Raw genomic sequence first — 23,068 nt, 5'->3', positions numbered from 1 at the left:
CGTGCGAACCGCCCGCAATCCCGGAACCCTGCTGCTGATCTTCATCGTCCTCATCGCGGTGGGCGCCGCGTTCACCGTCCGTGCCCTCACCCGGCCCGCCCAGGACGCGCAGAGCGCCTACAGCGCGACCTTCACCAACGCCTCGGGGCTGCGGGCCGGTGACGACGTCCGCCTGCTCGGCGTGCAGGTCGGCAAGGTCCGCGAAGTCGCCCTCGACCAGGACGACGCCGCCCGCGGCTCGCGCGCCCGCGTCGACTTCACCGTGGCGCGCGATCAGCGGATCACCACCGCCACCACGCTCTCCATCCGCTTCCAGAACCTCACGGGACTGCGCTATCTCGAGGTCGCACCGAGCGACGCGCAGGCCCCCGTGCTCGACCCGGGATCGCGGATCGGCACCGATCGCACCGTCCCGTCCTTCGACGTCACCACCATCTTCAACGGCCTGCAACCGGTGCTCGCGGCGATGCAGCCCGAGCAGATCAACCACCTCGCGCAGTCGATCGCCGCCGTCGTCCAGGGCGACGGTTCCGGGCTCGGGCCCCTGCTCGACGCCCTGCAGACCCTGAGCCGTTTCACCAACGACCGTTCGGCCCTTCTGCAGACCCTCGTCCGCAACCTCAAGACGATCAACGACAGTCTCGGCGGCAAGTCCACCGCCCTGCCCACCGTGATCGGCTACCTGCAGGGCGTCGGCGAGGTCATGCGCAACGCGGCACCGTCCACGAAGATCCTCTCCGATCAGGGCGCGGAGCTGATGACCGCGGCCGACGCCCTGCTGCGCGGCGCGGGCCTGCATCCCCAGGGATCGTCGCTGCTCGAACTCGCGCGCCCCGAACTGCCCCGCCTGCAGGGACTGGTCGATCTCGCCGCGCTCCTGCCCGGCCTGTTCGCGAACCTGACCCAGCAGCAGGTCCCGTCCGCCGGCGGCGACACCGGGTGCAGCCGCGGCGAGGCGCAGCTCCCCGGCGGCGTCCTGGTCTTCCTGCGGGGAACGAAGGTGACGCTGTGTCGGCGCTGAACCTCCCGGTCACCCTGATCCGCGATGGCTACCGGCTCGCGCTCTCGCTCGCCTCGGGTGCCGAAGAGGCCTGGGCACAGCCGAGTTCACGCAACCGGCAGCTGCTGTTCGGCGTCCTCGGCGTCGTGCTGGCCGTGGTGGTGATGGTCGCCAGCTCCGTCCTCGCGGTGCGTCCCATCGGTACCACCACCTACACCGCGCACTTCCCGGAGGCGGGGATGGTCCGCTCGGGTGACGATGTCCGTGTCGCGGGGGTCTCCGTCGGCTCGGTGCAGAGCGTGGAGCTGGACGGCGACCACGTCAGCGTGGGGATGCGGATCAAGAAGAAGGTGCACATCGGCGATCAGTCGCGCATCGCCGTGAAGATGCTCACCGCGGTCGGCGGCTACTTCGTCGACATCGATTCGATCGGCACCGATTCCCTCGGCACGACGCCGGTTCCACCTGCGCGGGTGCGGATCCCGTACAGCCTCGTCGAGACCTTCCAGCAGGCCGATCCGAAGGTCCGGGCGATCGATCCGACGCCGTTGCGCGAGTCCCTGGTGCAGATCCAGCGGGCCACCAGCGGGCAGAGCGGCCAGATGAAGGAGCTCCTCTCCACGCTCGACGGTGTGGTGAAGTCCATTTCGACGCAGAAGGACGAGGTCGGCGGCTTCGTGCAGACCCTCGCCGAGTACTCGGCCGCCATCGACCGCAACGGCGACGTCCTCACCCAGGTCATGCGCGACATGAACATCTACTTCTCCACCGCGCGACTGAACGTGGCCGGCTACAAGCGGTTCATGAGTGCCTTCGACTCCGTGCTCAAGCGGATCATCCCAGCGGCGAACTTCTACCAGGAGAACCTCGCGTCGATGGAGGCGCAGTTCAACCTCATGTCCGGCCAGATCGGATCGCTGCTCACCAAGTACCAGAAGATGATCGACGATGCGATGGCGCTGCTCCAGCGGATCCAGTCCTCGGTCGCCCCCGACGGCACCATCGTCTTCGACGGCTCGGTCCCGACCATCTCGTCCCAGTACTGCATCCCGTTGGAAGGGGCACCGTGCTGATGATCTCCAAGGCCTTCGGCTCGAAATGGCTCGTCACCGCCCTCGCCGTCACCGTGGTCGGGTCGATCATCGCCGCGGCGCTGTACATCTCGCGCACGCCCGACAAACCGCAGGCCCGCTACTGCGCCCTCATGCCCGACGCCATCGGCCTCTACGTCGGCAACCCGGTCACGCGGCTCGGGGTGCCGATCGGGAAGATCACCGGCATCCGCCCCGAGAACGCCGCGGCCCGCGTCGAGTTCTCCGTCGACGACGACCAGTCCGTGACGGCCGGTACCGGTGCGGTCACCGTCGCCGCATCCCTCATCGCCTCCCGCCAGCTCGCGCTCATCGACGACACCCGCAAGGACCCCCCGGCACTGGGCCAGGGCTCCTGCCTGACGAGCACGAAGACCCCGCAGTCCCTCAGCCGCAGCCTCAGCTCCCTCGGCGACGCGGCGTCCGAGCTCACCGCCGGCGGCGGCCCCGAGCAGGCGAAGCAGGTGCAGGACTCCCTCACCTCGCTGGCGAAGTCCGTGGACGGGACCGGACCCGATATCAGCGGGGTGATCGGGAACCTCGCGGTGTTGCTGCAGGATCCCGGCCCGGGCATCGGCGACGTGGGCCGCACGATCGAATCGTTCTCCTCCCTCACCGGCGGAATGACCTCGAACTGGTCACCGCTCAAGCAGCTGCTGGTGACCGCGCCCGACGGCCTCGCCGACGTCATCATTCCCACCGCGAGGACCACGGAGACGCTCGCCGAGGCGCTGATCCCCCTCGGGAAGATGTTGCGCGACCTGATCTCCCACTACGGACACAACCTGTGGCCGATCCTCGACACGGTGATCCCCGCCTCGCGCGTGGTGAGCGCCGGAGTCAAGAACTGGGGCGACCTGCTCGGCGTGTTCCCACCGCTGATCGACGCCTTCACCGTCTCGTTCGACCAGCGCACGCTGGGCCTGAAGGTGACCTACACCCCGCCGTCGACCAAGATGGTGGCCCGCAACCCCGAGCTCACCTGCGCGAACATCAACCGCATCGCGCCGGGGCAGTGCCGCGTCGTCGATCCCGGGCACATCGACGTCGATCTGATCTCCGCCATCCTCCGCGGGACGGGAGCCGCCCGATGAAGCGTTCGTCGTTGCGCAGCAAGGTCGCCCATGCGCTCCTGCTGCTCGCCGTTCTCGTGCTCGGCATCGTCGGGGTCCTGCGGGCCGGACCCGCGACCCTGCCGAGCCCCGGCTGGTCCTCGTCGGGATGGCCGCTGCACGTGGAGTTCTCCAATGCGCTGAACCTCCCGGACCAGGCGCAGGTCCGGTACAACGGTCGGGCCGTGGGCACAATGGACTCCGTCCGGCTCGACGGGGACCGCGCCGTCGCCACGCTGACCATCACCGAGCCGGCGCGCATCCCTACCGACGCCACAGCCGAGCTCCGGCAGGACACACTCCTCGGCGACGTCTACATCGGCCTGGTCTCGGCGCCCTCCTCCACCGCGCAGCCGATCCGCGCGGGCGGTGTCATCCCCCTCGCACAGAGCCGGCCGCCCGATCACGTCGAGGACCTGATGACCAGCCTGTCGGGCTTCCTGGGCAGTGGGGGCGTGGCGCAGCTCGGCAACACCGTCCAGCGGCTCGACGGTGCCTTCCCGGACGATCCGGCGCGGACCAGCAAGATCACCGACAACCTCGCCTCGACCGTGATGGCGTGGGCGAACGACACCCGCTCGCTGGACACCGCGCTGCGCTCCGTGGTCGGCGTGACCGGCGCGATCGCCGACGAGCACGCGATGCTCAGCCAGTACCTCTCCCCGGACGGCCTGCGCCGGTGGGCGGTCATCTCCGAGACCGCGCGGGTGACCGAGGTCTTCGGCTCGCTCGCCCCGGTCCTGCAGAACGCCGCGCCCCTCACGCCCGGCGTGCGGGACCTGGCCGGGCTGTTCACCCAGGTGATCTCCCCGCTGCTGCTCCTCGACCGACCGGTGGGCACGACGCGCCCGGACAATCTCATCAACCTGCGGAACCTGGTCCGGGACACGATCATCCCGTGGGTCGAGCACGGCCCGAAGATCAACGTGGTCAAGATCTCCGACGGTCCGCAGATGCCGACGGCCGAGAAGGCCGAGCAGACCGTACGGGCGATGCGCATGATCGGGATGGTCCGATGAGGAAGGAACTCGTCGCGAACGTCATCACCTTCACCGCGGTCCTCGTGGTGGGCCTGTTCATCCTGCTGTACGGGTACATGGGGCTGCGCCCGGGCGTGCAGTACACGACGCTGTCCCTCCGGCTCGCCCACACCGGTCAGCTCTCGCCCGGGTCACCGATCCTGCTGCGCGGCGTGCGGATCGGCGACGTGACCGGGATCGAGCCGTCGGTCGACGGGGTGCGGGTGAACCTGCGCTACCCGTCCGAGTACCGGATCCCCGTCGATTCGGACCTGGCGGTCGAGCAGCTCAGCGCGTTGAGCGAGCCCTACGTCGAGATCGCCCCCGTTCCTCCGGCGGCGCCGTCTTCGCCTCCGGTGCGGTGATCCCCGCGTCCGCGGTCGCGCAATCGCGCTCCGTCAGTGATGTCTTCGAGGCGCTGGCGGCGGTCAACCGCACCGCGGACGCCGGTGCGCTCGGCGTCATCGTCCGGACCGCGTGGCAGGCCACTTCCGGACGGGAGGACGACCTGACCACGCTGAGCCGGGCGGGCGAGCTGCTCAGTGCGACCGTCCTGAGCCGGATGCCGGCGATCCGCACCATGTTCGCCGACACCCAGGTCTACTCGGCCGATCTCGACTGGACCGCCGACGCGGTCCGCCGCCTCGGCGCCGAGTTCGACAACACCTCCGCGGTGGTACTGAGCGCCGTGCAGGCCGTGCAGCGGATGGTCATGACCCTCAACGCCCCCGCGCCCTTCGTCGAGACCATCGATCCGTTCCTCAAACGGCTGCGCCCGTACCTCGACGAGCTGCTGCCCGCGCTGGCCACCACGGGCGGACCGTTCTTCTCGATCTTCTCCGCGATCAATCGCACCGTGCCGCAGATCGACCTGAGCACCCTGCTGTCGAACGCGCTGCAGATCGCCGGAACCGACGGTGCGCCCCGCGTGACCCTGACCCTGCCCCGACCGTGACCAGAGAGGACCCCATGCCGCAGGAGCACGACGCGCGCGACGAACGCGACGACGCCGACCGGGCCGCCGCCGCCGAGAAGGAGCCGGCCGGCGAGGCCGCCGCGGCCGAGGACGGGCCGGCCGCCGACGACGCCGTGGGCGCGGCGGAGCCCGACCGGGAGGCCGAGGACGGGGAGGACGTCGACGACGAGACGTCGGCGGACGCGAGGCCGGCCCCCTCCTCGCGCCGCACGGCACGTCCCGCCGCGGAGCGCACCACGAGGGCCGCGGCGAAGACGCCGCGGGCCCGCCCGGCGGCCCCCGCGCGGGAGACGCGTCGCGCACCGTCGGGCACGCTGCGCACCGTGCTCGCGACGGTGGTGGTGATCGCCCTCGTCGTCGTCTCGGTCCTGCTCTACCTGCAGACGCGCACTCTCGGCACCGAGCGACGGGCCACGGCCGACCAGGCGCGCGCCGAGCAGATCGCCTCCGACTACGCCGTCCGCGTCGCGACGATGGACTACCGCGACCTCACGCCCTGGCTCAACAGTGTGAAGGAGGGCGCCACACCCGAACTGGGGAAGAAGTTCGAGGGGGTCGCGGACCTCCTGCGCGAGATCGCGACACCACTGCGACTCGTCACCACGGGCAAGGCCTCCTTCGCCAAGACCACCTCGGAGGTCAACGGCCTCTACGAGGTCAAGGTCGCCGTCGAGCTGTCCATCCAGAACATCCAGGCGCCGCAGGGAAGTATCAACACGACGATCTACTCGGTCAGCATGGACCGCAACCGCGACTGGGTGATCACGGCCTCCGGCGAGAACGCCAACCCGTCGGGGATCCCCGGCGGCCTCGGCGGTGCGCCCGCTGCCACCGGATCGGCGCCCGCCGGCCCGCCTCCGACCCCGACGATGCCGGAGCTGCCGGCCCCGTCGACCGCCCCCAACTGATCCCCCGAAGGACGAACGATGGTGCAGCGCTTCCTCGATTACGAGATGAAGGTCTCCGAGTTCATCGGCTTCCTCATCCTGATCGGCATCCCCTACGGCCTGATCGGACTGGTCTGGTCGCTCACCCACATGGATCACCTCGGCGACCTCAGCGGCGCCGACCGCATCGTCTCTTTCCTCGGCGCGATCGTCTGCTGGCCCGTGCTCCTGTTCACGAACGTGACGATGCAGTGATGGCGCTGGTGTGGATCATCGACCTGGTGGTCCAGTACGTGAAGATCCTGGGCGGCCGGCAGCGGGTGCCGGCGGTGGTGCGGCTCGCGGCGTGGCTGGTGCTGCTCGCCGCCGTCGTCGCCGGCGCCGCCCTCGTCGCCGTCGGGCTGATCCGCCTCGACCAGTACCTCTCGACGATCCCGCCCACCCGATAGGAGAGCCCATGTCGCACAAGCACACCCGTGCCGGAGAGCCCACCCGCTCCGACGGTGCGCCGCTCACCCTCGAGCGCACGCGCATCGCGATCCCCGGGAACCGGCGACGACAGGTCTCGCGCGAGCTCGCCGTCACGGACGCGCTCGACTTCTGGGGCTTCGCCGGCGCCGCCGCCAACGTGGCGATGCAAATGATGAATCCCGGTGTGGGGCACGGTGTCGTGGAATCCACGGTGGAGAGCGGCGCGCTCATGAAGCGTCCCTGGAAGCGCGCCCGCACCACGACCCAGTACCTCGCGGTGGCGGTCCTCGGCAGCGATGCCGAGCGGGCGGCGTACCGCGAGGCGGTCAACGTCGCGCACCGGCAGGTGAAGTCGCAGCCCGGGGCGGCGGTGAAGTACAACGCCTTCGACCGGAACCTGCAGCTCTGGGTCGCGGCCTGCCTCTTCGTCGGCTTCGAGGACGCGTACCAGCTGCTCAACGGGAAGCTCCCGGCACACCAGGCCGAGAGCTTCTACCAGTCCTGCGCGACGCTCGGGACGACCCTGCAGGTGCCCCGGGAGATGTGGCCGGCGACGCGCGCGGAGTTCGACGAGTACTGGGTGCGCGCGTGCGGCGAGACCTCGCTCGACGAGCCCGTGGCCGCCTACCTCGACGATCTGCTCAACCTGCGGATGATCAATCCGCCGATGCGCCTCGTGTTCGGCGGGCTGCTGAGGTTCCTCACCGCGGGTTCTCTGGCCCCGTACTTCCGCGAGCAGATGGGCGTACGGTGGAGCGCCGCCGATCAGCGCCGGTTCGACAACCTCTTCCTGTTCGTCGGCTTCGTCAACCGCTTCGTGCCGCGCTTCCTGCGCTTCGGCCCGACCCATGCCCTCATGCTCGACCTGCGCCACCGGATCGCCGCGGAGAAGCCGCTGATCTGAGCGGGCGAGCGCGTCAGGCCGGGAAGAGCACCGCGCAGACCAGCGCGTAGACCTCGGCCTGGAACTCCGGGTCCTGATCGAACCGGCGGGTGCGCCCCACGTCGAAGACGACGGCGAACGCGGCGTGCACCAGGAAGGTGGCCTCGGCGGCGCTGAGGTCGGGCCGGACGCCCACCACCGCGTCGGCGAACGCCGCGATGTTGGCGCGCTGGACGGCGGCCAGCCGGCTGCGGTCGGCGTCCGGCACGTTGCCGATCTCGCGGAAGTAGACCGACATCATCTTCGACGTGCGGAAGGACATCTGCACGTAGGCCTCGGCGAGCGCGGCCAGGCGTGCCCGAGGCTCGGCCACGGCGCCCACGACCTCGTCGATCATGCGGACCGTCGCCTCGCCCGCGCGGTCGAGCGCGCTGACCAGGATGCCGGCCTTGCTCGGGAAGTAGCGGTACATGCCCGACGGGACGATCCCCGCCGCCCGGCCGATCTGCCCCATGCTCACGTTGTGGAAGCCGTGCTCGAAGATCTGCTCGATCGCGGTATCGAGCACCTGGCCCTGCCGCCCGGCGTCCGGCGCCGGCTCGGGAACGGTCTCGGGCGGGGCGGTGTACGGGACGGGCGGCGCCGGCAGCGCCAGCGTCCGGCGGGCAGCGGCGGCGAGCACGGCCTCCGCGCGCTTCTGCGCGAGGACGGTGCGGTGCGCCGTGACGCTGCCGGTGACGCTGATCAGCGCGACGGACCGCAGATCGATCTCGGCGCGCTCGACACCCGGCAGCGCCGGCTGCGCGGCGTCCGAGACCGTGCCGATCATCGCAGTGAGCTGAGCGCGGATGCGTGCGCGGTCCTCCCGCTCGAGCAGGCGCTGCTCCCACCGGAAAAGACCACCGGTGTTGCGGCGCTCGAACGAGACCCGCAGCGCCGCATCGATGATCGCGTCGATCCGCTCCTGCGGCGCCTTCCCCTCGGTCGCCTCGGCCGCGTCGTCGACGGCGTGACAGAGCGCGTCGGAGGCGGAGGTGATGGCGTGCTCGAGCAGCGCGTACTTGTTCGGGAAGTGGCGATAGACGGCCGGGCCGCTGATGTCGAGCGACGCGGCGATCTCCTCGATGCCCACACCGTGGTAGCCCCGCCGGGAGAAGTCCTCCGCGGCGACCCGGGCGATCTGCTCGCGCCGATCCTTGGGCCGCTTCCGCCGCGCCTGCGTCACGTCAACTCCTCCTCCGCCGTACACATCGAGACTACTCACCACCGAGCGCCCGTCCGACGTGTACCGTCAACAGTATAAGTAAGTGAACATTCACACACCGAATCGGTGGAAGAACTGGGAGGACGCGCATGACCGCGAGCGCCGAGCCGAACGTCACCATCCCCGCGACCGGTACCGCGGCACCGTCGGCACCTGCGCGCACCGTCGACCCGGTGGCGCAGGGCTACCGGATCCCCGTCGCCGCACCCCCGCGCCCCGCCCACCTGCTCACCACGCTCGCGGACGCCGCGGACGTCGGCTCGCTGGCGGCCGGTGCCGCGAACGTGGTCATGCAGTTGCTCAACCGGCCCGTCGCGTACGGCGTCATGGAGTCGCCCGTCGAATCCGGCGCGCTGTACAAGCACCCGATCAAGCGCACCCGCACCACGCTCACCTATCTCGCCGTCGCGGTGCTGGGCACCCCGGACGACAAGGTGCGCTACCGCGAGGCGGTCAACACCGCACACAGGCATGTCCACAGCACGGCCGCCAGCCCGGTCAAGTACAACGCCATGGATCGCGGCCTGCAGCTGTGGGTCGCGATGTGCCTGTACGTGGGCTTCGAGGACACCCACCAGCTGCTGCGCGGGCGGATGGACCGCGAGCAGCGTGCGCTCTTCTACCGTGACTCCGCACCGCTGGGCACCACCCTGCAGGTGCCCGCCGAGCTGTGGCCCGCGACCCCGGAGGAGTTCGACGCGACCTGGGTCGAGCTGTGCGCGAAGAAGATCACCCCGGACGAGGACACCCGCGCCTACCTGCGCCAGCTCGTGGATCTCACCTTCGTCGGCACGCTGCCGGGGCCGCTCAAGGCCTTCAACCGCTTCCTCACCGCGGGCTTCCTCGCCCCGCGGTTCCGGGAGGCGATGGAGATCGAGTGGACCGCGCGCGACCAGCACCGGTTCGACCGGTTCTGGCGCGCCGTCGCCCTCGCCAACGGCGTCCTGCCCCTGGCGCTGCGCCGCCTGCCCTACCGGCTGCTGCTCGCCGACCTGCGCCTGCGCGCGAAGCTGGGCCGCCCGCTGGTCTGATCCCGCGCCGGACAGCCGGCGGGACTACCGCTCCATCCGCACGTACGGCTCGTCCGGATGCAGCTCCATGACGTCGTGGAGCCAGTCCTCGTCGAACGCGGCGCTCGGTGCCGTCCCGCCCAGCAGGCCCACGAGATAGCTGATCATGCCGTCACAGTCGTAGTCGATTCCTGCACCGTCGGTGGCGATGACCGGCCAGCGGTCGGGGTTCTCACCGCTCGTCCGCCACAGCAGACTCTGGCCGCAGCCGGAGACGCCGAAGACGAGATAGCTGTCGGTCGCGCACCCGTAGATGTCGTCGGGGGAGCCGTCCCCCACGACGTCCACGTAGCCGGAGCGGTCGGCCGCCTCGCCGCGCAGAAAACCGATCGTCCCGTGCGGTGATTCGTCGCGGGTCGCCGCTATCCATTCCGGCGGCGCGATACCGAGTTCGCCACCCCAGAAGCGGCCCGCGCCGTACACGTCGATGAACAGCTTGTAGTCGGTCGGCAGCGGTCCGAGCCGACGTTCGATCGCCGACCAATCGCGATCCACTGCGGGTGGGCCTGCGGGTGGAGCCACTATCCGTGCGAGATCCGTGAGCTGCGCCTTCATGAACGCACCATTATGCGCGGCCCACGACGCCGGCTGCCACCCCGCGCGACGAGGCCGCGCGGCACCGTCGGGCGAGGGGACGTCACCCGAACTGCTGGCGCAGCACCGGCTTGGTGACCTTGCCCGTGGGGTTGCGCGGGAGCGCGTCGATCACGACCACGTGCCGCGGGTGCTTGTAACGGGCGATGTGGTCGTTGAGGAACTCCGAGAGCGACTCGACCGTCAGCTCGGCCCCCTCGCGCAGCTGCACCACCGCCACCACGGCCTCGCCAAAGCGCTCGTCGGGCTTGCCGATCACGGCCACCTCGGTGACGTCGGGGTGCGCCGCGACCGCGTTCTCCACCTCCACCGAGTAGATGTTCTCGCCGCCCGAGATGACCATGTCCTTCGCGCGGTCGACGACGTAGACGAAACCCTCCTCGTCCATCCGCACCAGATCACCCGAGTGGAACCAGCCGTCGCGGAAGGCGTCCCGCGTGGCCTCGAGGTTGTTCCAGTAGCCCGACATCATGTTCGGGCCGCGGTAGACGATCTCCCCCACCTCGCCGCGGGGGACGTCGTTGCCGTCGGAGTCGATCACGCGGGCCGCGACGGTGCGCACCACCTTGCCGACGGAGCCGAACTTGCGCAGGGTGTCGGCACCGGAGAGCGCGCAGGTGACCGGCGACATCTCGGTCTGCCCGAAGACCGCGCAGATCTCCGCGTCGGGGAACGTGGCCGTGAGGTCGCGCAACAGCGTCTCGCTCGCCGGGGCCGCGCCCCACCACACGAACTTGAGCTTGAGGTCGCGCGGGCGGGCCTTCTGCTCGGCGACCGCGAGCTGCCACTGCATCGGCACCATGAACATGCTGGTGATGCCCTCGCGCTCGAGGGCGTCGAGGGTCTGCGCCGGATCGAACGCGCCCAGCGGGAAGATCACCGAGGTCAGGCCCTGCACGAAGGCGGTGGCCAGCACGCCGAAGCCCGCGATGTGGAACAGGGGGACGGCGACCGCGCCGATCCCGTCCGGATCCACGACGCCGGGCGCGACCAGGTTGTTCCAGCCCTGTGCCTGCATGTTGACGTGGGTGAGCACCGCGCCCTTGGGGCGGCCGGTGGTGCCCGAGGTGTACATGATCAGCGCCGGGGAGTCCTCCGGGACGTCGATCCGCGGATCGGGCCGGCCCTCGGCGATGAGGTCCTCGAAGCCCAGGGCGCCCGCGGTCTCGTCGGCACCGTCGAACCGGATGCGCAGGCCGAACTCCGCCCCCGCGCCCGCCACCCCCGCGATCAACGGGTCGAAGGGCGCCTCGTAGATCACGGCACTGCACAACGTGTCCTGCACCAGGTAGGCGACCTCGGGCGGCGCCATCCGGAAGTTGACGGGGACGGCGATCGCCCCGAGCGCGGTGACGCCCAGCGCCGCCTCGACGTACTCGATCCGGTTCAGGCCCAGGATCAGCACCCGGTCGCCGGCGCCGATCCCCCGCTCGGCCAGTGCCCCCGCGAACGCTCCCACCCGCTCGGCCAGCCCCGCCCAGGTGATCTCGTTCTCGAGGTAGCGCAGGGCCGTCTGCCCGCCGCGCATGACGGCGTGATTGCGAACGCTGTTGTTCCACGTGTTGCGCTGCGAGCTGCGGGGTTCCTCGGTGCGGGGGAACCAGGCGATGTTCTCAAGTGCGGTCATGTATGGGATTGTGTTCTAGAACATGTTCGACGGGAGCCGAATCGCGCAAAGTTAAAGAATAGTGATTCACTTGTGACATTCCCCGAGACAGCACCGATGGAAGGAAGACCGTGCCCGAAGCATTCATCTACGAGGCGATCCGCACGCCGCGCGGCAAGCAGCGCGGCGGCGCCCTGCACGCGACCAAGCCTTTGGACCTGGTCGTCGGCCTGATCGACGAGCTCAAGAACCGCTACCCGACCATGGATCCGTCCGCGATCGACGACATCGTGCTCGGCGTGGTCTCCCCCGTCGGCGAGCAGGGCGGCGACATCGCCCGCACCGCCGCCACCGTCGCGGGCCTGCCCGAGACCGTGGCCGGTGTGCAGATCAACCGGTTCTGCGCCTCGGGTCTCGAGGCCACGAACATGGCGGCGCAGAAGGTCGCGGCCGGCCTCGGCGACGATCTCGTCCTCGCCGGCGGCGTGGAGTCGATGTCGCGCGTGCCGCTGGGCTCCGACGGTGGCGCGATGCACCAGGACGTCACGACCAACTACGACACCTACTTCGTGCCGCAGGGCATCGGCGCCGACCTGATCGCGTCGATCGACGGCTACACCCGTGAGGACGTCGACCAGTACGCCGTCGAGTCGCAGGCCAACGCCGCCGCCGCGTGGGACAACGGCTGGTTCGCCAAGTCCGTCGTGCCCGTCAAGGACATCAACGGCCTGACGGTGCTCGACAACGACGAGCACCGTCGCCCCGGCACCACGCTCGAGGGCCTCGGCAAGCTGCATCCCGCCTTCGACGGTATCGGCGAGATGGGCGGCTTCGACGCCGTCGCCCTGCAGAAGTACTACACCGTCCCGAAGATCAACCACGTGCACACGGGCGGCAACAGCTCGGGCATCGTCGACGGTGCGGCCCTGCTGCTGATCGGCAACGAGAAGGGCGGTCAGAAGGCCGGACTGACCCCGCGCGGTCGCATCGTCGCCACCGCTGTCACGGGCTCGGAGCCCACCATCATGCTCACCGGCCCCACGCCGGCGACCGAGAAGGTGCTCGCCGCCGCCGGGCTGAGCAAGGAGCAGATCGACCACTGGGAGCTCAACGAGGCCTTCGCGTCCGTCGTGCTGCGGTGGATGAAGGACATGAAGCTCGAGCGCGAGCAGGTGAACCCGCTGGGCGGCGCGATCGCCATGGGCCATCCCCTCGGCGCGACCGGCGCGATCCTGGTGTCGACGGTGCTCGACAACCTCGAGCGCACCGGCGGCCGCTACGGCCTGATGACCCTGTGCGTCGGCGGCGGCATGGGCATCGCCACCATCATCGAGCGCCTCTGACCGGCCGGAAAGACTACGGAGACAACAATAGACATGGCTGAGAACATGATCCGCTGGGAACAGGACGCCGACGGCATCGTCGTACTGACGATGGACGACCCGACCAGCTCCGCGAACACGATGAACGACCTGTACCGCGAGTCGATGGGCGCCACCATCGATCGCCTGGAGGCCGAGAAGGACTCCATCACGGGCGTCGTGCTCACCTCCGCGAAGAAGACCTTCTTCGCCGGCGGCAACCTGAACCTGATCCGGCAGTCGACGCCGGAGCAGGCGCAGCAGGTCTTCGACAACGTCGAGAACCTCAAGAAGGACCTGCGTCGCCTCGAGACCCTCGGCAAGCCCGTCGTGGCCGCGATCAACGGCGCCGCGCTGGGCGGCGGCCTGGAGATCGCCCTGGCCACGCACCACCGCATCGCGGCCGACGCGCGCGGCTCGCAGATCGGCCTCCCCGAGGTCACCCTGGGCCTGCTCCCCGGCGGCGGCGGCGTGACCCGCACCGTCCGGCTGCTCGGCCTGCAGGGCGCGCTCATGGGCGTGCTGCTCCAGGGACCGCGGATGAAGCCCGCCAAGGCCAAGGACGTGGGCCTGGTGCACGAGGTCGTCGGCACCGTCGAGGAGCTCGTGCCCGCCGCGAAGGCGTGGATCAAGGCGAACCCCGAGGGCGGCGTGCAGCCGTGGGACGTCAAGGGCTACAAGATCCCCGGCGGTTCCCCGAGCTCGCCGGCCATCGCCGCGAACCTGCCCGCGTTCCCCGCGAACCTGCGCAAGCAGCTCAAGGGCGCCCCGATGCCCGCGCCGCGCGCCATCATGGCCGCCGCGGTCGAGGGCGCGATGGTGGACTTCGACACCGCCAGCGTCATCGAGGGCCGCTACTTCACCTCGCTCGCCACCGGCCAGGTGTCGAAGAACATGATCAAGGCGTTCTTCTTCGACCTGCAGCACATCAACGGCGGCGGCAGCCGGCCCGAGGGCTACGACAAGTACACCGCCAAGAAGGTCGGCGTCATCGGCGCCGGCATGATGGGCGCCGCGATCGCGTACGTCTCCGCCAAGGCCGGCATCGAGGTCGTCCTCAAGGACATCGATCTCGACGCCGCCAAGCGCGGCAAGGCCTACTCCGAGAAGCTCGAGGAGAAGGCTCTGGCCAAGGGCCGCACCACTGCCGAGAAGTCGGCGGAGCTGCTCGCGCGGATCACGCCCACCGTCGACGCCGCCGATTTCGCCGGCGTGGACCTGGTGATCGAGGCGGCGTTCGAGTCGGTCGAGGTCAAGCACAAGGTGTTCCAGGAGATCGAGGACATCGTCGAGCCCGACGCCGTCCTCGGCTCCAACACCTCCACGCTCCCGATCACCATCCTCGCGGAGGGCGTCAAGCGCTCCGAGGACTTCATCGGCATCCACTTCTTCTCCCCCGTGGACAAGATGCCGCTGGTGGAGATCATCCGCGGCGCCAAGACCTCGGATGCGGTGCTGGCCAAGGTCATCGACTACACGCTGCAGATCAAGAAGACCCCGATCGTCGTGCACGACAGCCGCGGCTTCTTCACCTCCCGCGTGATCGGCACCTTCGTCAACGAGGCCATCGCGGCCGTGGGCGAGGGCGTGAACCCCGTGCTGATCGAGCAGGCGGGCCAGCAGGCCGGCTACCCCGCGGCGCCGCTGCAGCTCATGGACGAGCTGACGCTCACCCTGCCGCAGAAGATCCGCAAGGAGACCCGCGCCGCCGCCGAGGCCGCCGGCACCCCGCTGCCCGCGCACGGCAGCGACGCCGTCGTCGACGCGATGGTGGACGCGGGCCGCACCGGCCGCAAGGACGGCGCGGGCTTCTACGACTACGCGGACGGCAAGCGCACCGGCCTGTGGTCCGGCCTGAGCGAGCTGTTCCCCGGCGGCAACGACATCCCGTTGCAGGACATGATCGACCGGATGCTGTTCGCCGAGTCGCTGGAGACGGTGCGCTGCTTCGACGAGGGCGTCATGGACTCCGTCGCCGACGCCAACATCGGCTCGATCTTCGGCATCGGCTTCCCCGCGTGGACGGGTGGCGTGCTGCAGTTCATCAACGGCTACACCGCGCCCGACGGCACCGTCGGCCCCAAGGCCTTCGTCGCCCGCGCGCAGGAGCTGACCAAGTACGGCGAGCAGTTCACCCCGCCCGCCTCCCTGGTCGCCAAGGCCGAGGCCGGCGAGACCTACGAGTAGGACCCACCGCTAGGCCGTAGTACGACGAAGGGCCCGGCACCGTCTTTCCGACGGCGCCGGGCCCTTCGCCCGTCCGGTGCCCCGCGGGCCGGGCGAGCGGAAATCAGGTCACCGTGAACCTTCCCTCGCACCGGCCGTGCGGCGTGACCGGAACGCCGACGGGCCCGGGGGTCGTGGTCCTGGACTCCGCACTGCTCGTGATGCTGACCGGCCCCGTCCCGGTCATGGCGGTGAGTTCGACGAGGTTGTTCGCCGCGCCCTCGAGGTGACCGCGCGCGCCGGTCCGCAGGTTGCGCCAGTCGACGGCGACGGTGGTCGGCATCACGACGCCGGTGTACAACGGCCCCAGGTCCTGCCAGACCTTGACCACGACCCCGCCCGGGGGAAGGTTCCGTTTCCCTACGGACACTTCGATGTTCGGAGCCCTGCACAGGACGACGTCGTGCGCGTCGCCGGGCGTCGGTGGCGTCGCGGACGCCGTCGGGACGATCGCCGCGATCGCCGCGGCGGCGACGCCGAGGGCGCCGCTGAATCGGAGAGTGACATGCTGCACGTTCTCGCCTTTCTTCTCTGTCGGATCGATGGGTGGCAGGGGGCCGGTATCACCCGCCCTCGCGGCGGCCCGGGGCGCCGGTCGAGGCCGCGTACCAGGAACGCAGCGCGGGATGCAGTGCCGCGGCGTAGATTCCGATCTCGCAGACGGCCAGCGCGACGTGCGCGAGGCGCAGCCAGCCCGGCCCCGGGGCGACGGCGGCCGAGATCAGGAGCAGGATCGCGGCGGCGACCGCGACCCGGCGGCACCGCCGGTACGCAGTCGTACTCCCTCGCGCGAGCCGTCGCAGCGCCAGCGGCCAGCTCACCGCGAGCAGCACTCCGAACGTGACGCGCCCCCACAGCTGTGCGAGCAGCGCGGAGCGCGGGGCACCGGGGTCCGCAGCCTGCGCGCGGGCCAGCAGATCGTCGTGCTGGAGAACCGAGACCGCCGCGACGATCACCACGATGGTGACGGTGGCGACGACCGGCGGGATCAACAGTCGCCACGCCGGGGGCGGCGCGGACGCTCCGACGCCGGAAGTGACCGGTGCACCGCGTGATCCGGTGCGCGGGGTGATGCGCCGCGCAGCCAGGGCGACCAGGGCTGCGGCGGCCACCGCGCACAGGATGTTGCCGATGAGGTCCACGGAGCGGGAACCACCCCCGACCGGTTCGTGGGGGAAGGCGATCCAGGCGTACGTGGCCATCGCACCCGCAGTGGCGGCGAGCCGGTGCGGGGATCCCCATCCGCGACAGCGGGACCAGTACCCCAGAGCCCACGCCGACACCCCCGCGACGAGGAACCAGGCGGCCACGCTGATCCACTGGGACCACCCGGCCGGCCAGAACATGACGAGCGCCAACATCGAACTGGTCAGGAGCAGGGTCGCGACTCCGACCAGCCACGGCGGAGGCGCGTCCCGCGCCACCCGCGGCCGGCCGGCCGGGACGACGAAGGCGAGAGCGATCAGGACGACGATCACCGCGATCGACAGCGCGTGTTGCAGCGGCGTCGCGCGGAAGGGGTCCTCGACACGGGTCCCGACGAATCCGATCACCACGCCGGCACCGAAGAGCGCCGCGGCACCCGCGTACCCCGGCCGCGCGAGCCACGGGGTCGTCCGCCGGTCCGGGAAGAGCGCCTCCACGAGGGCGATCGGGACGCAGATGCTCCAGATGACGTGGAGCGAGAGCACCGCCTGCACGATGGAGACGTTGGTCCCCGGCACGGGGAGGTAGGCGTCCCCCGCGAGCGCATCGTGCGCGCCGCTGTAGCCGGGGTTCCACAACAGTTGGTCGACGGGGCCCTCTTCGATCAGTGCGTACGCCGCGGCGAGGAGGATCATCGACGGCCATCCGCGGTGGGCGCGGCGGACCGTCTCGCGGATGAACAGCGCTCCACCCCCGTAGAGCGGGGTGAACAGCACCAGGATCGGCACCTTGTCGAGGGTCAGGTTCCCGAGGAAGAACTCCCCGACGATGGGGGCGAGAACGACGAGCACGACCGCGGGTGCCGCCGAACCCCGGCGCCGCGCGCCCGCATCCGCGTCGCACGCGCCGTCGGAGTCGGCACTCGTCATCGCGCGCCCTTCGGTACCGTCGCGTCATCGGCACTCGCCCCCGGCCGCGCGACGCGCGTGCGCCCCGGCAGCAGTCGGTCGACGAGCACCAGGCCCACGGCGATCTGGAGTAGGCAATCGAGGTAGTGACAGTAGAACGCCCCCACGTACCCCGGCCCGCCCCAGGCATTGGCGGTGAAGGAGGGGTCGAGGCCACCGAGGACCTGCTGGCCCATCCGCCACACGAGGTACAGGCACACCACGAGCAGCACCGTCACGGGTACCGCCCGCAGCGGCGATCGATACACCGCGCGGACCCGCCGCGCGAAATCGGCCGACAGCGGCATCGGGGGCCGCACCGCCGGGTAACGCACCGCCGCCGCGATCCAGGCGAGCGCGACGCCGGTCAGTGCGATGTGCACGCCCCACGCTTCGGTGCCGGGGCTGTGCCCCACAGCGGTGGGTCGCTCGGTCACGAGCTCGCGACCACCGGCGACGACACCGAGGCCGAAGGCGGCCAGCGCCGTCGCGGTGAGCCACGGGGACAGTCGGCACCGTTCGAGCATGGCTCCAGGATTCACCGTCGCGCGGCCCGGACGCATCCTCCCGCGGGTCCGAGTCACCGTCGCCCGGGGTGGAGGTGTGCGACAGTCGGGTGGTCCGGAAGGAGGACCCGCGGATCGTTCGCGGGTCGGGTTCTCCGATCGCGACCTGGTCCTATGGTGGTTGGAGTGGGTACTCGTCGAGCACTGCTGATCGACAGCACGGTGGCGGTGATCTGTTTCGCCTGGGTCACCGGCCCGGAGATCGTGCGCGCTCCCACGGAGTCGTCGGCATGGGCGGCGGGTCTCCTCGGCGCCGCCGCGATCGCACCCACCGTACTGTGCAGGCGATTCCCCGTTCTCGCGCTCGGCTGCGTCTCGGCCGTCCTCGTCCTCGCCGCGCTCGCGGACCTCCGGTTCACCTGGCTGGTGAGCAATGCGGGCCCGGCCTTCGGCATCGCGGTGGGGTGGGCCGCCTACCGGCTGCCCTGGCGTACGTCGCTCATCGTGTGCGCAGTGGCCGCATTCGGCGTCTCCGCGGTCGGCTTCGCGGTGTGGAGCACCTACAGCGAGCACGACCAGGACGCCGTCCAACTGATCATCGCGATCCCCGCGTGGCTCCTGGGCACGCTCCTCGGTCGCGAAGGTACCCATCGCGACCGGCACCTCACCGAACAACGCGAGATCGAGGCCCAGAAGGAGGCCCGGATCAGGGCTGAAGAGCGCCTACGCGTGTCGCGGGAGATCCATGACGTCGTGTCCCACAGCCTCAGCACGATCGCTCTCCGCAGCGGCGTCGCACGGCTGGTGATCGACCGCGACCCGGACGAGGCACGCTCGGCGCTCCGAGCCATCGAGGAGTCGAGCCGAGGGGCGCTCGACGACGTCCGGCGGGTACTGGGCACCCTCCGCGACACCTCGGCCCCGATCTGCCCCGGGTTGTCGGACCTGGAGCCCCTGGTCAGCACGCGGTGGCCGGGCGGGGTGGAGGTCGCGCTGGTGGACCGTACCGACCACGCCGCGCTCGATCCGCAGGTGCAGACCACCGCCTACCGGATCGTTCAGGAGGCGCTCACCAATGCGGTACGGCACGCACGCGCGACCCGTGTCCTCATCGAGATCGCCATGGCGGGAGAGGAACTGACCGTCCGGGTGACCGACGACGGTGCCGGCGCCACGGCGGCGGCGACGCCGGGGCTCGGCCTCACCGGCATGCGGGAGCGGGTCGCGACGCACGGCGGGGTCCTGACGCTGGGCAACGTCGACGGCGGCTACCGGGTGGAAGCGGTGATACCACTGTGATCGAACCGGTTCGCGTGCTGATCGCCGACGACGAGGCCCTCGTTCGTGCCGGCCTGAGGGCACTCATCCAGGCCTCGCCGGGCGTGGAGACGGTCGGCGAGGCGGCCACCGGAGACGAAGCCCTCCGCGTCGCCGCACAGACCGATCCGGACGTGGTGCTCATGGACGTGCGGATGCCGGTCATGAACGGGACGGAGGCGACGGCGCATCTCGCTGCGCGAGGGCTTCGGGCCAAGGTGCTGATGGTGACCACTTTCGACGACGACGAGGTCGTCTTCGCCGCGTTGCGGGCGGGTGCAAGCGGGTTCGTCCTCAAGGACACCACACCGGAGCGGTTGATCGACGCCATCCGGACCGTCGCCGCCGGGGAGTCCCTCCTGAGCCCGTCGGTGACTCGCCGTCTCATCAGTGAGTTCGTCACCCGGCGCCCGGAGGTGAGCCTGGCACACGACCGCTTGGACGGGCTGACCCAGCGTGAATGCGACGTCCTGCGCGCGATCGCCGCGGGGTTGAACAACGACGAGATCGCTTCCGCACTGTTCATCAGCATCACGACCGTGAAGACGCACATCTCACGACTTCTCTCGAAGCTCGGCGTGCGGAGCCGGACCCAATTGGCGATCGCCGCCTATGAGACCGGACTGGTCGTTCCGGGCTCAGGCTGAACGGGTCGTGCGGGTGACCCACAGCCCGGCGGCGAGCGCCAGGCCCCACACCAGGAAGAGCGGATCCCACAGCAGCGCATGGCCGACGGTGGCCGCTGCGTCGTAACCCTCGGCCGGTCGCGGGAGCACCCCGGCGGCGAGTAGCGCGGACGACGCCGTGTTGACCGCGCCCCACAGAATCAGGGCGGCGGCGCCCGCCCACATCGCCCCGCGCAGGAGGCGTGGGATCGCCGTGCACTGCAGGACGAGGACGAGCGGGACCAGGGCGGCGACGCCCTTGGCGGCACCGACGACGACCAGCAGCCACCGTCGCCCCGCGAACCCGTCCGCCACGGAACCGACCGTCTCGAGCTGCGCGTCGCCGCCCAGCCCCCAGTACACACTGAACGCCGCGTGGACCGAGCCGGCCACCGCCGCCACGACGAAGCCGGTGCGGGCGGGGTTCCGGTTCGATCGCCTCATCCGTCCTTCCTCCGTGGCTGCACTCGGGATGGTTCCGCCCGGGAGGTTCCGCTCTGGACGGCGCGCCCCCATGGTGCCGCAACCCCCGGGCGCCGCGCGAGGAGCCCGCCGGGCGCTACTCGAAGGCCTGCGGCGGGGGTGCCGGGTTGCCGCGCCGGATGCCCGCCGGGTTGCTCGGAAGCAGCCCGATGACGAGCAGGGGCACGAGGAACCCGATGACCGGCACGAATCCGACCACGATCGCGAGCAGGTACCACCAGCCGGACAGGTCGGCGTCGTGCAGGCGGCGGACCGACAGCGCGATCGTCCCGATCGCGGCGACCATCGTGATGACGCACAGGACGACAGCGATGACGGCCAGGGCGTCGCCCGCCGTGCCGCCGACCGCCGTCCCGATGCCGATCAGCCCGAACGCGACCGCGACGGGGAGCAGCAGACCGAGCTGCGCCCACCAGTACTCGCTCCGGGAGGCGCGGCCCCGGCCCCGGACGAATCCGGCGGCATAGCGGGACACCGCCTGCGAGAACGTCGCCCCGTACAACGGCGGGTACGCCTCGTACGGCACGGGCTGCGCCGCGACGTGCTGATCGGTCATGAGGTCTCCTTGAAGTTCAGTTTCACGAACTTCAATCAGACCATATCGGATTCATGATGGTGAATTCGGGTCGGCTGCCCCACCTGCCTGCCCGCAACCCGGAGCCTCAGTCGGTGAACCGGGCGGGGCGCTTGCTCAGCATGGCGTCCACACCCTCCCGATGATCGTCCGTCTTGAGCAGGATCACCTGCGCTTCGGTCTCACGGCGCAGGGCGTCGTCGAGCCCGGCGAGGGTCGAGGCGTTGAGCGCCCGCTTTGTCGCGGCGATCGCCTCCCGCGGCCCGGCCGCGAGCTTCGCGGCGGCCGCGGCGACGGCACCGTCGAGCTCCTCGGCGGGGTGCACGGCCGTGACCATCCCCGAGGCCAGCGCCTCAGGGCCATGGATCCGATTGCCCAGCAGCGCCATTCCCATCGCGCGGGTGCGGCCGATGGCGGCCGGCACCAACGCGGTGGTGCCGGCGTCGGGCAGCAGCCCAATGCCCACGAAGGGCAGCAGGAAGTACGCGGTGTCGGCGACGAAGACGAGATCGGCGGAGAGCGCGAGGCCCACGGCCATGCCCGCACACGGCCCGTTCACCTTGGCGATCACCGGGATCGACGCCCCCACGATCGCCCGGATGTAGGCGTTGACGGCCTCGAGCGCCTCCTGCGGCTCCGCGGCCTCCCCGGCCAGATCCGCCCCCGTGGAGAACGCCCGGCCCTCGCCGGTGACCACCACGACGCGGACCGCGGGATCGGTGTCCGCCTCCTCGATGATGCGCGCCAGCTCCCACGCGGCGCGAATACCGAAGGCGTTCATGCGCTGCGGGCGATCGATGGTCACCGTCAGGACGCCGTCCTCGGCGACGCGCCGGAAGTCCTCGCTCATGCCATGACCCCCGCTCCGCTCACTCCGCTCCCGGCACCCTCCACGACCTTCGCCAGCGGCGCGAGACGCCGCTCGATGATCGACGTACCCTCGGCGATCATCCGCTCGATCAGCGCGGCGCAGGTGGGCACGTCGCGGATGATGCCCTGGCACAGGCCGACGCTCCAGATACCGGCCTCCACGTCCCCCTCCTCGAAGACCTTCCGGCCCCGGGCCCCCGCCACGAGATGCCGGATGTCCTCGAACTCGCAGCCCTGCGCCTCCGTCTCGACCACCTCGACCGAGACCGAGTTCTTCGCCACGCGGGCGGTGTTGCCCAGCGTGCGGAAGATGAGCTTCGTGTCCAGCTCGGAGTTCGCGACGATCTGCGCCTTCACCTCGGGCGCGATCGGCGATTCGACGGTGCACAGAAAGCGGCTGCCCATGTTGATGCCGTCGGCGCCGAGGGCGATCGCGGCGACGAGGCCGCGGGCATCGGCGATGCCGCCGGAGGCGAGGATCGGGATGTCCAATGCGTCGGCCGCGGCGGGAATGAGGACCAGGCCGGGGATGTCGTCCTCACCCGGGTGGCCGGCGCACTCGAAGCCGTCGATCGACACCGCGTCGACGCCGATGGCCTGCGCCTTGAGCGCGTGCCGGACGCTGGTGCACTTGTGGATCACCTTGACGCCGTTGTCCTTGAGGTAGGGCAGGAACTTCGCGGGGTTCGAACCGGCCGTCTCGATGATCTTCACGCCGGACTCCACCGCGGCGCGCAGATACTCCTCGTAGGGCGGCGGGTCGATCGTCGGCAGCACGGTGAGGTTCACGCCGAACGGGTTCGCCGTGAGTTCGCGGGTGCGCGCGATCTCGGCGCGCAGGTCCTGCGGCGACGGCTGGGTCAGCGCGGTGAGGATTCCGAGACCACCCGCCTCGGACACCGCGGCGGCCAAGCGGGCGCGACCGACCCACATCATGCCGCCCTGGACGATCGGGAACCGGACACCGAACTGCTCGGTGAAGCGCGTCGAGAACATGCTG

Annotated in this window: 25 protein-coding genes; 15 read left to right on the top strand and 10 right to left on the bottom strand. The window is 70.5% G+C overall.

What is annotated here, in order from left to right:
• Position 1 precedes the first annotated feature (1 nt).
• The 10 genes from BLQ62_RS01590 to BLQ62_RS01545 are packed head-to-tail and all read left to right on the top strand — an operon-like array spanning position 2 to position 7,460.
• Positions 2 to 1,021, top strand: a complete 1,020-nt coding sequence (locus BLQ62_RS01590; protein WP_068563579.1) for an MlaD family protein — start codon at positions 2 to 4, stop codon at positions 1,019 to 1,021.
• Positions 1,009 to 2,073, top strand: a complete 1,065-nt coding sequence (locus BLQ62_RS01585; protein ID WP_068537279.1) for an MlaD family protein — start codon at positions 1,009 to 1,011, stop codon at positions 2,071 to 2,073. Before BLQ62_RS01590 ends, BLQ62_RS01585 begins: the two co-directional genes overlap by 13 nt.
• On the top strand, positions 2,073 to 3,185 hold the full coding sequence (locus BLQ62_RS01580) for an MlaD family protein (protein WP_231857509.1): 1,113 nt from the start codon (positions 2,073 to 2,075) through the stop codon (positions 3,183 to 3,185). Before BLQ62_RS01585 ends, BLQ62_RS01580 begins: the two co-directional genes overlap by 1 nt.
• Positions 3,182 to 4,222 (top strand): MlaD family protein, encoded by a 1,041-nt coding sequence (locus BLQ62_RS01575; protein WP_068563573.1) that lies wholly within the window; start codon positions 3,182 to 3,184, stop codon positions 4,220 to 4,222. The genes BLQ62_RS01580 and BLQ62_RS01575 overlap by 4 nt, the downstream gene beginning before the upstream one ends.
• Positions 4,219 to 4,587, top strand: a complete 369-nt coding sequence (locus tag BLQ62_RS01570) for an MlaD family protein (RefSeq protein ID WP_068563571.1) — start codon at positions 4,219 to 4,221, stop codon at positions 4,585 to 4,587. Before BLQ62_RS01575 ends, BLQ62_RS01570 begins: the two co-directional genes overlap by 4 nt.
• Positions 4,584 to 5,177, top strand: a complete 594-nt coding sequence (locus BLQ62_RS01565) for a hypothetical protein (protein WP_068563569.1) — start codon at positions 4,584 to 4,586, stop codon at positions 5,175 to 5,177. Before BLQ62_RS01570 ends, BLQ62_RS01565 begins: the two co-directional genes overlap by 4 nt.
• Positions 5,174 to 6,106, top strand: coding sequence for a hypothetical protein (locus BLQ62_RS01560; protein WP_139184135.1), 933 nt, complete (start codon positions 5,174 to 5,176; stop codon positions 6,104 to 6,106). Before BLQ62_RS01565 ends, BLQ62_RS01560 begins: the two co-directional genes overlap by 4 nt.
• A gap of 18 nt (positions 6,107 to 6,124) precedes the next feature.
• Positions 6,125 to 6,340, top strand: a complete 216-nt coding sequence (locus BLQ62_RS01555) for a hypothetical protein (protein ID WP_068537285.1) — start codon at positions 6,125 to 6,127, stop codon at positions 6,338 to 6,340.
• Positions 6,340 to 6,534, top strand: a complete 195-nt coding sequence (locus tag BLQ62_RS01550; protein WP_231857506.1) for a hypothetical protein — start codon at positions 6,340 to 6,342, stop codon at positions 6,532 to 6,534. Before BLQ62_RS01555 ends, BLQ62_RS01550 begins: the two co-directional genes overlap by 1 nt.
• A gap of 8 nt (positions 6,535 to 6,542) precedes the next feature.
• Positions 6,543 to 7,460 (top strand): oxygenase MpaB family protein, encoded by a 918-nt coding sequence (locus BLQ62_RS01545; protein WP_068563566.1) that lies wholly within the window; start codon positions 6,543 to 6,545, stop codon positions 7,458 to 7,460.
• 13 nt (positions 7,461 to 7,473) lie between these two features.
• On the opposite strand, the gene BLQ62_RS01540 is transcribed toward BLQ62_RS01545, so the two are convergent.
• On the bottom strand, positions 7,474 to 8,664 hold the full coding sequence (locus BLQ62_RS01540; protein ID WP_068563564.1) for a TetR/AcrR family transcriptional regulator: 1,191 nt from the start codon (positions 8,662 to 8,664) through the stop codon (positions 7,474 to 7,476).
• A 128-nt stretch (positions 8,665 to 8,792) separates the two neighbouring features.
• Between BLQ62_RS01540 and BLQ62_RS01535 the strand changes: the two genes are divergently transcribed.
• Entirely contained in the window at positions 8,793 to 9,734 is a 942-nt protein-coding gene (locus tag BLQ62_RS01535) for an oxygenase MpaB family protein (RefSeq protein ID WP_082756129.1), read from the top strand.
• Positions 9,735 to 9,758: 24 nt separating this feature from the next.
• Here BLQ62_RS01535 and BLQ62_RS01530 read toward each other — a convergent pair whose 3' ends face one another.
• On the bottom strand, positions 9,759 to 10,268 hold the full coding sequence (locus tag BLQ62_RS01530) for an SMI1/KNR4 family protein (protein ID WP_068563563.1): 510 nt from the start codon (positions 10,266 to 10,268) through the stop codon (positions 9,759 to 9,761).
• Between the two features lie 142 nt (positions 10,269 to 10,410).
• On the bottom strand, positions 10,411 to 11,994 hold the full coding sequence (locus tag BLQ62_RS01525) for an AMP-binding protein (protein WP_068563562.1): 1,584 nt from the start codon (positions 11,992 to 11,994) through the stop codon (positions 10,411 to 10,413).
• A 110-nt stretch (positions 11,995 to 12,104) separates the two neighbouring features.
• Here BLQ62_RS01525 and BLQ62_RS01520 point away from each other — a divergent pair, with 110 nt between their 5' ends.
• Both BLQ62_RS01520 and BLQ62_RS01515 read left to right on the top strand, forming a co-directional pair.
• Positions 12,105 to 13,316, top strand: coding sequence for an acetyl-CoA C-acetyltransferase (locus BLQ62_RS01520; protein ID WP_068563561.1), 1,212 nt, complete (start codon positions 12,105 to 12,107; stop codon positions 13,314 to 13,316).
• Positions 13,317 to 13,349: 33 nt separating this feature from the next.
• Positions 13,350 to 15,521, top strand: a complete 2,172-nt coding sequence (locus BLQ62_RS01515; protein ID WP_068537298.1) for a 3-hydroxyacyl-CoA dehydrogenase NAD-binding domain-containing protein — start codon at positions 13,350 to 13,352, stop codon at positions 15,519 to 15,521.
• A gap of 103 nt (positions 15,522 to 15,624) precedes the next feature.
• Here the strand turns inward: BLQ62_RS01515 and BLQ62_RS01510 are convergent, their stop codons facing one another.
• The 3 genes from BLQ62_RS01510 to BLQ62_RS01500 are packed head-to-tail and all read right to left on the bottom strand — an operon-like array spanning position 15,625 to position 18,180.
• Positions 15,625 to 16,074: a hypothetical protein gene (locus BLQ62_RS01510; RefSeq protein ID WP_068563560.1), complete on the bottom strand. Its 450-nt coding sequence runs from the start codon at positions 16,072 to 16,074 to the stop codon at positions 15,625 to 15,627.
• Between the two features lie 49 nt (positions 16,075 to 16,123).
• Positions 16,124 to 17,635 carry a hypothetical protein gene (locus tag BLQ62_RS01505; protein WP_068537303.1) on the bottom strand — a complete coding sequence of 504 codons (1,512 nt, stop codon included), beginning with the start codon at positions 17,633 to 17,635 and terminating at the stop codon, positions 16,124 to 16,126.
• Complete coding sequence (locus BLQ62_RS01500) at positions 17,632 to 18,180, bottom strand: hypothetical protein (RefSeq protein ID WP_068537305.1); 549 nt, start codon at positions 18,178 to 18,180, stop codon at positions 17,632 to 17,634. The genes BLQ62_RS01505 and BLQ62_RS01500 overlap by 4 nt, the downstream gene beginning before the upstream one ends.
• Positions 18,181 to 18,345: 165 nt before the next feature.
• Between BLQ62_RS01500 and BLQ62_RS01495 the strand changes: the two genes are divergently transcribed.
• Both BLQ62_RS01495 and BLQ62_RS01490 read left to right on the top strand, forming a co-directional pair.
• Positions 18,346 to 19,458 (top strand): sensor histidine kinase, encoded by a 1,113-nt coding sequence (locus BLQ62_RS01495; protein ID WP_160126346.1) that lies wholly within the window; start codon positions 18,346 to 18,348, stop codon positions 19,456 to 19,458.
• A gap of 14 nt (positions 19,459 to 19,472) precedes the next feature.
• Positions 19,473 to 20,123 (top strand): response regulator, encoded by a 651-nt coding sequence (locus BLQ62_RS01490; RefSeq protein ID WP_231857505.1) that lies wholly within the window; start codon positions 19,473 to 19,475, stop codon positions 20,121 to 20,123.
• On the opposite strand, the gene BLQ62_RS01485 is transcribed toward BLQ62_RS01490, so the two are convergent.
• The 4 genes from BLQ62_RS01485 to BLQ62_RS01470 form a co-directional block, all read right to left on the bottom strand.
• Positions 20,115 to 20,585 (bottom strand): DUF3995 domain-containing protein, encoded by a 471-nt coding sequence (locus BLQ62_RS01485; RefSeq protein WP_068563556.1) that lies wholly within the window; start codon positions 20,583 to 20,585, stop codon positions 20,115 to 20,117. The genes BLQ62_RS01490 and BLQ62_RS01485 overlap by 9 nt on opposite strands.
• Positions 20,586 to 20,700: 115 nt before the next feature.
• Entirely contained in the window at positions 20,701 to 21,180 is a 480-nt protein-coding gene (locus tag BLQ62_RS01480; RefSeq protein WP_068537313.1) for a DUF805 domain-containing protein, read from the bottom strand.
• 106 nt (positions 21,181 to 21,286) lie between these two features.
• Positions 21,287 to 22,048, bottom strand: coding sequence for an enoyl-CoA hydratase-related protein (locus BLQ62_RS01475; RefSeq protein WP_068563555.1), 762 nt, complete (start codon positions 22,046 to 22,048; stop codon positions 21,287 to 21,289).
• Entirely contained in the window at positions 22,045 to 23,064 is a 1,020-nt protein-coding gene (locus tag BLQ62_RS01470; RefSeq protein ID WP_068563551.1) for an NAD(P)H-dependent flavin oxidoreductase, read from the bottom strand. Before BLQ62_RS01470 ends, BLQ62_RS01475 begins: the two co-directional genes overlap by 4 nt.
• Between the last annotated feature and the right edge of the window lie 4 nt (positions 23,065 to 23,068).

Source organism: Tsukamurella pulmonis, assembly GCF_900103175.1.
Classification (GTDB): Bacteria; Actinomycetota; Actinomycetes; order Mycobacteriales; family Mycobacteriaceae; genus Tsukamurella; species Tsukamurella pulmonis.
The sequence above is the reverse complement of the archived record's forward strand: the minus strand, read 5'-3'. Positions and strand labels throughout refer to the sequence as shown.

Coding starts and splice junctions, on each gene's coding strand:
- BLQ62_RS01550 (WP_231857506.1), top strand. CDS start 6,340: ATGGCGCTGGTGTGGATCATCGACCTGGTGGTCCAGTACGTGAAGATC.
- BLQ62_RS01525 (WP_068563562.1), bottom strand. CDS start 11,994: ATGACCGCACTTGAGAACATCGCCTGGTTCCCCCGCACCGAGGAACCC.
- BLQ62_RS01580 (WP_231857509.1), top strand. CDS start 2,073: ATGATCTCCAAGGCCTTCGGCTCGAAATGGCTCGTCACCGCCCTCGCC.
- BLQ62_RS01500 (WP_068537305.1), bottom strand. CDS start 18,180: ATGCTCGAACGGTGCCGACTGTCCCCGTGGCTCACCGCGACGGCGCTG.
- BLQ62_RS01475 (WP_068563555.1), bottom strand. CDS start 22,048: ATGAGCGAGGACTTCCGGCGCGTCGCCGAGGACGGCGTCCTGACGGTG.
- BLQ62_RS01545 (WP_068563566.1), top strand. CDS start 6,543: ATGTCGCACAAGCACACCCGTGCCGGAGAGCCCACCCGCTCCGACGGT.
- BLQ62_RS01515 (WP_068537298.1), top strand. CDS start 13,350: ATGGCTGAGAACATGATCCGCTGGGAACAGGACGCCGACGGCATCGTC.
- BLQ62_RS01575 (WP_068563573.1), top strand. CDS start 3,182: ATGAAGCGTTCGTCGTTGCGCAGCAAGGTCGCCCATGCGCTCCTGCTG.
- BLQ62_RS01470 (WP_068563551.1), bottom strand. CDS start 23,064: ATGTTCTCGACGCGCTTCACCGAGCAGTTCGGTGTCCGGTTCCCGATC.
- BLQ62_RS01485 (WP_068563556.1), bottom strand. CDS start 20,585: ATGAGGCGATCGAACCGGAACCCCGCCCGCACCGGCTTCGTCGTGGCG.
- BLQ62_RS01480 (WP_068537313.1), bottom strand. CDS start 21,180: ATGACCGATCAGCACGTCGCGGCGCAGCCCGTGCCGTACGAGGCGTAC.
- BLQ62_RS01505 (WP_068537303.1), bottom strand. CDS start 17,635: ATGACGAGTGCCGACTCCGACGGCGCGTGCGACGCGGATGCGGGCGCG.
- BLQ62_RS01555 (WP_068537285.1), top strand. CDS start 6,125: ATGGTGCAGCGCTTCCTCGATTACGAGATGAAGGTCTCCGAGTTCATC.
- BLQ62_RS01570 (WP_068563571.1), top strand. CDS start 4,219: ATGAGGAAGGAACTCGTCGCGAACGTCATCACCTTCACCGCGGTCCTC.
- BLQ62_RS01535 (WP_082756129.1), top strand. CDS start 8,793: ATGACCGCGAGCGCCGAGCCGAACGTCACCATCCCCGCGACCGGTACC.